9 protein-coding genes are annotated in these 8,557 nt (G+C 69.2%); 8 read left to right on the forward strand and 1 reads right to left on the reverse strand.

Annotated elements, in window-relative coordinates; all coding sequences use genetic code 11:
- The 6 genes from EHS43_RS29610 to EHS43_RS29635 all read left to right on the forward strand — a co-directional run.
- The coding region (locus tag EHS43_RS29610; protein WP_148104115.1) for an amino acid ABC transporter permease at window positions 1–950 on the forward strand (950 nt) is incomplete at its 5' end.
- The gene (locus EHS43_RS29615) at window positions 947–1,753 is read left to right on the forward strand and encodes an amino acid ABC transporter ATP-binding protein (RefSeq protein ID WP_125193791.1); all 807 of its coding nucleotides are present in this window, start codon (window positions 947–949) and stop codon (window positions 1,751–1,753) included. The genes EHS43_RS29610 and EHS43_RS29615, both read left to right, overlap by 4 nt.
- A gap of 38 nt (window positions 1,754–1,791) precedes the next feature.
- Window positions 1,792–2,775: an ABC transporter substrate-binding protein gene (locus tag EHS43_RS29620; protein WP_125193792.1), complete on the forward strand. Its 984-nt coding sequence runs from the start codon at window positions 1,792–1,794 to the stop codon at window positions 2,773–2,775.
- A 268-nt stretch (window positions 2,776–3,043) separates the two neighbouring features.
- Complete coding sequence (locus EHS43_RS29625; RefSeq protein WP_125193793.1) at window positions 3,044–4,252, forward strand: LLM class flavin-dependent oxidoreductase; 1,209 nt, start codon at window positions 3,044–3,046, stop codon at window positions 4,250–4,252.
- A 21-nt stretch (window positions 4,253–4,273) separates the two neighbouring features.
- Complete coding sequence (locus EHS43_RS29630) at window positions 4,274–5,647, forward strand: NtaA/DmoA family FMN-dependent monooxygenase (protein ID WP_125193794.1); 1,374 nt, start codon at window positions 4,274–4,276, stop codon at window positions 5,645–5,647.
- Between the two features lie 192 nt (window positions 5,648–5,839).
- Complete coding sequence (locus EHS43_RS29635; RefSeq protein WP_125193795.1) at window positions 5,840–6,073, forward strand: hypothetical protein; 234 nt, start codon at window positions 5,840–5,842, stop codon at window positions 6,071–6,073.
- 46 nt (window positions 6,074–6,119) lie between these two features.
- Here EHS43_RS29635 and EHS43_RS29640 read toward each other — a convergent pair whose 3' ends face one another.
- Window positions 6,120–7,028 (reverse strand): LysR family transcriptional regulator, encoded by a 909-nt coding sequence (locus tag EHS43_RS29640; protein ID WP_125193796.1) that lies wholly within the window; start codon window positions 7,026–7,028, stop codon window positions 6,120–6,122.
- Between the two features lie 138 nt (window positions 7,029–7,166).
- Here EHS43_RS29640 and EHS43_RS49010 point away from each other — a divergent pair, with 138 nt between their 5' ends.
- The gene (locus tag EHS43_RS49010) at window positions 7,167–7,247 is read left to right on the forward strand and encodes a putative leader peptide (protein WP_351078001.1); all 81 of its coding nucleotides are present in this window, start codon (window positions 7,167–7,169) and stop codon (window positions 7,245–7,247) included.
- A gap of 189 nt (window positions 7,248–7,436) precedes the next feature.
- On the forward strand, window positions 7,437–8,557 hold a 1,121-nt coding region (gene sfnG / locus EHS43_RS29645), incomplete at its 3' end, for a dimethylsulfone monooxygenase SfnG (RefSeq protein ID WP_125193797.1).

Below are 8,557 nucleotides of genomic sequence, written 5' to 3' on the forward strand. Positions count from 1 at the left end.
CGCCCGCTCCGGCCTCCCTCAAGGTCGTCCCCGCCCGCCACTACGCCCGCTGGGCGGCGGCCGTCGCCGTGATCGTGCTGGTCACCCAGTTCGTGCACGGCCTGTCCACCAACCCGGTCTGGGAGTGGAGCGTCTTCGGCGACTACGTGCTGTCCGAGACGATCGTCCAGGCGGTGTGGGTGACCCTCCAACTCACCGCGTACGCCACAGTACTGGGCTTCCTCCTCGGCACCGTCCTGGCCTTCATGCGGCTGTCGCGCAGTCCGGTGCTGCAGACCGTCGCCTGGACCTACATCTGGATCTTCCGGTCCATCCCGATGATCGTCCAGCTGGTGTTCTGGTTCAACCTGAGCGCGCTGTACGAGAGGCTGGGCGTCGGCATCCCCTTCGGCCCGGTGTTCTGGTCCGTCGACAGCAACAGCATCATCGGCACCATGGGTGCGGCCGTCATCGGGCTGACGCTGCACCAGGCCGCCTATGCCGCCGAGATCGTGCGCGGTGGTGTCATCGCCGTCGACCACGGGCAGCTGGAGGCGGCCGCCGCACTGGGCATACCCCGGCTGCGGCAGATCCGCCGGATCGTGCTGCCGCAGGCCATGCGCGCCATCCTGCCCACGGCCGGCAACGAGATCGTCGGCCTGCTCAAGGGCACCTCGGTGGTCTACGTGATGTCCATCGGCGAGCTGTTCTACCAGGTGCAGGTGATCTACGGCCGCAACGGCCGGGTGATCCCGCTGCTGCTGGTCGCCACCGCCTGGTACGTGGTGCTGACCTCCCTGCTGTCGGTCGCGCAGTACTACGTGGAGCGCCGCTACGCCCGGGGCGCCAATCGCACCCCGCCGCCCACCCCGCTCCAGCGCGCCCGCCGCTTCGTCCGCACCCTGCGCGCGGCCGCCGCCCAGCGCAACCAGCCCGTCATACCCCTGAAGCCCTTGGGAGACAGCCGATGAGCAACGCGACGGAGGCCGTGAAGAACGCGACGCCGACCGCCGACGACGTGATGGTGGACGTCCACGGCGTCCACAAGAGCTTCGGCCCTCTGGAGGTGCTGCGCGGCGTCGACCTGCGGGTCAGGGTAGGCGAAGTCACGGTGATCCTCGGCCCGTCCGGCTCAGGGAAGTCCACGCTGCTGCGCACCATCAACCACCTGGAGAAGGTCAACAGCGGCTGGATCAGCATCGACGGCGAACTCATCGGCTACCGCCGCGCCGGGAGCAAGCTGCACGAGCTGAAGGAGAAGGACGTACTGAAGCAGCGCACCCACATCGGGTTCGTCTTCCAGAACTTCAACCTCTTCCCGCACCTGACCGTGCTGGACAACCTCATCGAGGCCCCCGTCTCGGCGCTGCGCCGCCCGCGCAAGGCAGCGGAGGAGACCGCCCGCCGGCTCCTCGACCGGGTCGGCCTCGCCGAGAAGGCCGACGCCTACCCCCGGCAGCTCTCGGGCGGCCAGCAGCAGCGCGTGGCCATCGCCCGCGCACTCGCCCTCGAACCGAAGGTGCTGCTCTTCGACGAGCCCACCTCGGCGCTCGACCCGGAACTGGTCGGCGAAGTCCTCGACGTCATCAAGGACCTGGCCCGCACCGGAACCACCATGATCGTCGTGACCCACGAGATCGGATTCGCCCGCGAGGTCGCCGACACCGTGGTGTTCATGGACGGCGGCCTCGTCGTGGAGCAGGGCCCGCCCGCGGCCGTCCTGGACGACCCGCAGCACGAGCGAACCCGCGCTTTCCTCTCCAAGGTCCTCTGACCGACCCTCACCCCTTTCCGCAAGCAAGGAGCACCACCATGCCCACCTCGATCACCCGCCGCACCGCCGCAGCCGCGCTCGGACTCGCCACCGCCCTCGTCCTCGCAGCGTGCAGCAACCCCGACGACGGCGGCACGACCGAGGTCGCGGCCACGTCGGGCAGCAAGACGAAGATCAACATCAGTCCCGACCAGAACCGCATCACCACCGACAAGGTCGACTCCATAGCCGCCGAGGTCCCCGAGAAGATCCGCAGGAGAGGCACCCTGGAGATCGTCGACTCCTCCGGCTCCGCCGCGCCCCTGACCTTCTTCGCCACCGACAACAAGACCGTCATCGGCATCGAGCCCGACCTCGCCTCTCTGGTCGCCGACGTGCTCGGCCTCAAGCTGCACGTCAACACGGTCTCCTGGGAGAACATCTTCGTCGGCCTCGACAGCGCCAAGTACGACGTCGGCTTCAGCAACATCACCGTCACCGAGGAACGCAAGGAGAAGTACGACTTCGCCACCTACCGCGAGGACAACCTGGGCTTCGAGGCGAAGAAGGGCAGCGGCCTGAAGATCACCGGGCCCGAGGACGTGGCGGGCAGGACGGTCGCCGTGGGCAGTGGTACCAACCAGGAGAAACTGCTCATCGAGTGGAGCAAGGAGAACGAGAAGGCCGGCCGCAAGCCGGTGAACATCAAGTACTACCAGAGCGACAGCGACACCTACCTCGCCCTCCAGTCCGGCCGCATCGACCTCTACCTCGGCCCCAACCCGACCGCCGCCTATCATGCGGCCACCACCGGCAAGACCGAGGTCGTCGGCACCTACTCCGGTGCCGGCTCCACCCTCCAGGGCCTCATCGCGGCCACCACCAAGAAGGACAGCGGCCTGGTCAAGCCGCTCGCCGACGCCCTGAACCACGTCATCGACAACGGCACGTACGCCAAGGTGCTGGGACGCTGGGGCCTGTCCGACGAGGCCGTGACCAAGTCCGAGATCAACCCGCCCGGCCTGCCCAGGACCAACAAGTAGCCGACCCGGGGTGCGCAGGCCGTACGACGCCCGGGCATCCCGGCCTTCGAGCGGGTCGCGACGCTCGCCCTGAGCAACGCCGCGCGTCTGTTCGGCACGCTGTGAGCTGTGGGGCCGGGTGCGGCCGCGCCCGGCCCCATGGAGACCTCCAGTGCGTGGCCGGTTTGCGCTGAGCCGTATCCCGACCCGTTCCTTCACAGTCGTTGCCTCCTCCTGTCCGAGGGGGCCGGCTTCTCGTCACGGACTTCAGAAAGGCAGGCGCCCACTCGTGTCCTCAACACCGCCTTCTTCCCTGCACCTTGCCGTCGCGCTGGACGGCACCGGCTGGCATCCCGCCTCCTGGCGCGAGCCGGTGGCTCGCCCGCGCGACCTGTTCACCGCCGGATACTGGGCCGATCTGGTTGCCGAGGCCGAGCGCGGCCTGCTCGACTTCGTGACCATCGAGGACGGCCTCGGCCCTCAGTCCTCGCACTTCCTGGACCCGGACGAGCGCACCGACCAGGTACGCGGCCGTCTCGACGCCGTCCTCATCGCCTCCCGCGTCGCACCGTTGACCCGGCACATAGGTCTGGTGCCGACGGTGGTGGCCACCCACACGGAGCCGTTCCACATCTCCAAGGCGATCGCCACCCTTGACTACGTCAGCGCCGGCCGCGCCGGCCTGCGCGTGCAGATCACCGCCCGTCCGAACGAGGCCGCACACTTCGGCCGCCGCACCGTGCAGCGCATCGAGGCCTACGACCACCCGGACACCCGGGAGCAGGTGACCGACCTCTTCGACGAGGCAGCCGACCACGTAGAGGTGGTGCGCCGCTTGTGGGACAGCTGGGAGGACGACGCCGAGATCCGGGATGCCGCGAGCGGCCGCTTCATCGACCGGGACAAGCTGCACTACATCGACTTCGAGGGCAGACACTTCAGCGTCAGAGGCCCCAGCATCACGCCCCGCCCGCCGCAGGGCCAGCCGATCGTCAGCGCCCTCGCCCACGACACCGTCCCGTACCGGCTGGTGGCCCGCGCCGCCGACATCGGGTACGTCACCCCGCACGACGCCGAGCAGGCCGGTGCGATCGTCGCCGAGATCCGTGCCGAGCAGGAGGCGGCCGGACGTGGCGCCGAACCCCTGCATCTCTTCGGTGACTTGCTGGTCTTCCTGGACGACGATCAGGCCGCTGCCGAGGACCGGCGCGCACGCCTCGACGCGCTCGCGGGAGAGCCGCACACGAGTGATGCCCCCGTCTTCGCCGGTACGCCGGCACAACTCGCCGATCTGCTGCAGGAGCTGGCGGCGCAGGGGCTGAGCGGCTTCCGGCTGCGCCCCGCCGTCACCGGGCACGATCTTGCGGCGATCACCCGCGGACTGGTCCCCGAACTCCAGCGCTGGGGAGCCTTCCGCAGCGCCTACGAGGCCGACACCCTGCGCGGTCTGCTGGGCCTGGCCCGCCCCGCCAGCCGCTACGCCGCAGCGACCGCCTGAGCCGGAAGGACCACACCCACCATGAGCAAGCCTTTGAAGCAGATCCATCTGGCCGCCCACTTCCCGGGCGTCAACAACACCACCGTGTGGAGCGACCCGAAGGCCGGCAGCCACATCGAGTTCAGCTCCTTCGTCCACTTCGCGCAGACCGCCGAACGCGCCAAGTTCGACTTCCTGTTCCTCGCCGAGGGCCTCAGGCTGCGCGAACAGGGCGGGCAGATCTACGACCTGGACGTCGTCGGCCGCCCCGACACCTTCACCGTGCTCGCCGCGCTCGCCGCGGTCACCGAGCACCTCGGCCTGACCGGCACCATCAACTCCACCTTCAACGAGCCCTACGAGGTCGCCCGTCAGTTCGCCAGCCTCGACCACCTCTCCGGCGGCCGCTCCGCCTGGAACGTCGTGACCTCCTGGGACGCCTTCACCGGCGAGAACTTCCGCCGCGGCGGCTTCCTGCCGCAGCAGGAGCGCTACTCCCGCGCGAAGGAGTTCCTGGCCACGGCGAACGAGCTCTTCGACTCCTGGCACGGCGACGAGATCCTCGCCGACCAGGAGACCGGCACCTTCCTGCGCCATGCCAAGGCCGGGGCCTTCGTCCACACCGGACAGCACTTCGACATCCACGGGCAGTTCAACGTGCCGCGCTCCCCGCAGGGCCGCCCGGTGATCTTCCAGGCCGGCGACTCCGAGGAGGGCCGCGAGTTCGCCGCCTCCCAAGCCGACGCGATCTTCAGCCGGCACGCCACCCTGGAAGCCGGCCGGGCCTTCTACACCGACGTCAAGAACCGCCTCGCCACGTACGGCCGCCGCCACGACCAGCTGCTGATCCTGCCCGCCGCCACCTTCACCCTCGCCGACACCGACGCCGAGGCGGAGGAACTGGCCAAACTGGTGCGCCGTCAGCAGGTCAGCGGCGCCACCGCCCTCAAGCACCTGGAGTTCGTCTGGAACCGGGACCTGTCCTCCTACGACCCGGACGGGCCGCTGCCCGACATCGACCCGGACGTCAGCGAGAACCACTTCTCCCAGGGCCGCGCCCAGGTCCGCATGTACCGCGACCCGCTGGCCACCGCCCGCGAGTGGCGCGAGCTCGCCGCCGCGAACAACTGGTCGATCCGTGACCTGGTCATCGAGACCGGCAACCGGCAGAACTTCATCGGCTCGGCCGAGACGATCGCCCGCACCATCAACGAGTTCGTGCAGGCCGACGCCAGTGACGGCTTCATCCTCGTCCCGCACATCACCCCGACCGGCCTCGACGAGTTCGCCGACAAGGTCGTCCCGCTCCTCCAGGAACAGGGCGTCTTCCGCACGGAGTACGAGGGCCCGACCTTGCGCCACCACCTCGGCCTGACCCACCCCGACGAGGTGTCCCACGAGCGGGTGGCGTCGTGAAGCTTGCTGCCGTCCGGTGAACAGCTCCACGAGGCTGCCCAGTGGGTGCCCGGTGAACGCGGTCAAGCCCCGTGCGCGGCCTCCGATGGGGAAGCGGATGCCGCCGCGGGCGTCGTGGATGTGCTGCAGCTCCTCGACTTGCTCCGGCGACGGCAGCCGGAGCGTCCGCTGCGCAGACCGTGCCCGCCGCGCTTGGCGACCTCGATCACCGCATCCCCCCCCGCCGGCGTCGGCACCGCGACGTTCCGGGACGACATCGCGAACGTGCCGGGCACGCACCGCGGTGTCGTCGACGGTGAGTTCCTCCCCCTCGCCGTCACCGGCCTGCACTGGCTGCCCACCGGTCCCCGGCGCTTCCCCGACGCGGGCGCCGGAATGCGGAGTCGGCTCCCGGCGGCACAACCCGTCATGGCGACCCGCAGGTAGTGGCCCGATCAAAGCGAGGCCGACGGATCCTGGCGCGACGTCTGATTCACGAACGGGCCTGGTACGCACGCGCGTTGCGCACGAACAGCCCGTGCAGGTCGCGGACGGCGCGTGGGACGGAACCGGAATGTCGGCGCTGCAGAACCAGCAGCACGTCGGTCGCGTCCCCGGCGAGCGGCCGTACGGTGATGGCGCCCCGCCGTTCCAGGGGATCGCCCAGGACACTGAAGTCCGGCAGTACCGTCGCCCCGAGTCCCTCGGCGACCATCAGTTTGCCCATCTCGGCGCCGTCGGTGGAGTAGGAGAAGGAGGGCGTACGGCCGCCCAGCAGACGGTGGAGGAAACGGTGCATGACGTAGCCGGACCGCATCACGACCAGCGGCTCGGCCAGGAGGCTGTCGGCGTCCACCGCGTCCAGGGCCGCCAGCGGACTGTCCGGGCGCAGGCACACCACGGGCCGGCCGCGCAGCAGCTCGGTGGTCTCGAAACCGGGCGGCATGTCGTCGCCTCCGAGGTAGTTCACCAGTCCCAGATCGAACGCCCCCTCCAGCAGCCCGCGATGGATCTCGGCCTGCTGCACGCCGATCAGCTCCACCTGGGTCACCGGGTGTGAGGCCCGGAACTCCCGCACGGTCGGAATGACCAGCGGGACAGTGGCCGTGTTGACCGTGCCGAGCCGGACCATGCGGCTGATGCGGTGCTGGTCGCCGGCCGCACCGCGCAGCCGGTCGACCGCGTCCAGCACACTCATGATGTGCGGCAGCAGTTCGCGGCCCTCGTCACTCATCTTCGCCCCGGACCGCTTGCGTTCCAGCAGGTCCACGCCGAGCTCGCGCTCAAGGTTGCGCACGGTCTCGCTGAGCGCGGGCTGGGAGAGGTGCAGTTCCTCGGCGGCGCGTCGCAGCGAGCCCAACCGGGTGACTGCGGCGATGTATTCCAGCTGTTCGATACGCACGACAAGGAGGCTGCCGTTCCCTGCACGCCACGTTCAAGGGAATCCCTGTCACAACCTCGTGAATACCGACTCTCAGCATGTGAAATGGCATCCGGGCATTCTTGACCGGCCGGACTCCCCGCTGCTTTGATCGATGACATGAAGCGACAGGACCTCACGCGGCGACGCCACGTCGACCTCGCGCGTGTCTCCAGCTCCTGCTGTCGCTGTCGGGTCTGAGCGCACCCGAGGGAAACCCTCGCACCGGCGCCGATCTTCCTTCGCGAATTACATCACCGGCTGTTTTCCGTGGTGATTCCGACTTTCCCGGGCACGTCGTCCCCGCACGACTGAATCCCGATCACTGAACACATTCCCCTGTCACCGCACGCGCCCTTTTTCGCGTGCGCATTCCCGCCAGGAGCCCCCATGCCCGTACCGCCCGGATCCGACCCCGTCCGCTTCGCCTACTGGGTGCCGAACGTCAGCGGTGGCCTGGTCACCAGCACGATCGAGCAGCGCACCGACTGGGGTTACGACTACAACCGCGAACTGGCCGTGCTCGCCGAGAACAACGGCTTCGACTACGCCCTCAGCCAGGTCCGCTACATGGCCAGTTACGGCGCCGAGTACCAGCACGAGTCGACCAGCTTCAGTCTCGCCCTGCTGCTCGCCACCCAGCGGCTGAAGGTCATCGCCGCCGTCCACCCCGGCCTCTGGCACCCGGGCGTCCTCGCCAAGTTCGGCGCCACCGCCGACCACCTGTCGAGCGGCCGCTTCGCCGTCAACGTCGTCAGCGGCTGGTTCAAGGGCGAGTTCACCGCTCTCGGCGAGCCTTGGCTGGAGCACGACGAGCGCTACCGCCGCTCGGAGGAGTTCATCCGCGCCCTGCGCCAGATCTGGACCGAGGATCACACCGAACTCGCCGGTGACTTCTACCGGTTGCGCGACTTCTCCCTCAAGCCCAAACCGCTGAACACGCCCGAGCGTCCGCACCCGGAGATCTTCCAGGGCGGCAACTCCACCGCAGCCCGGGCCATGGCGGGCCGGGTCTCCGACTGGTACTTCTCCAACGGCAGGGACTTCGACGGCGTCACCGAGCAGATCGAGGACGTCCGAGCGTCTGCCGCCCAGGCCGGACGCACCGCACCGAAGTTCGGCCTCAACAGCTTCCTCATCGCCCGCGACACCCAGGCCGAGGCCCGCGACACGCTCCGCGAGATCGTCGCCAAAGCCGACACGCAGGCCGTCCACGGCTTCCGCGACGCCGTCCAGCAGGCCGGGCGGTCCACCGTGGACGGCAAGGGGATGTGGCAGGACTCGAGCTTCGAGGACCTCGTCCAGTACAACGACGGCTTCCGCACGGGCCTGATCGGCACGCCCGAGCAGATCGCCGAGCGGATCGTCGCCTACAAGCGGCTCGGTGTCGACCTCTTCCTCCTCGGCTTCCTGCACTACCACGAGGAGGTCGAGTACTTCGGCAAGCGGGTGCTCCCCCTGGTGCGCGAACTGGAGTCCCAGGAGGCCAAGGCCGAGCCCGTCGCCACCCC

The organism is Streptomyces sp. RP5T, assembly GCF_003933965.1.
In the GTDB taxonomy this organism is placed as follows: domain Bacteria; phylum Actinomycetota; class Actinomycetes; order Streptomycetales; family Streptomycetaceae; genus Streptomyces.

Excerpts from the sequence above, each read along its gene's own strand:
- EHS43_RS29615 (WP_125193791.1), top strand. The coding sequence starts at position 947 with ATGAGCAACGCGACGGAGGCCGTGAAGAACGCGACGCCGACCGCCGAC.
- EHS43_RS29620 (WP_125193792.1), top strand. The coding sequence starts at position 1,792 with ATGCCCACCTCGATCACCCGCCGCACCGCCGCAGCCGCGCTCGGACTC.
- EHS43_RS29630 (WP_125193794.1), top strand. The coding sequence starts at position 4,274 with ATGAGCAAGCCTTTGAAGCAGATCCATCTGGCCGCCCACTTCCCGGGC.
- EHS43_RS49010 (WP_351078001.1), top strand. The coding sequence starts at position 7,167 with ATGAAGCGACAGGACCTCACGCGGCGACGCCACGTCGACCTCGCGCGT.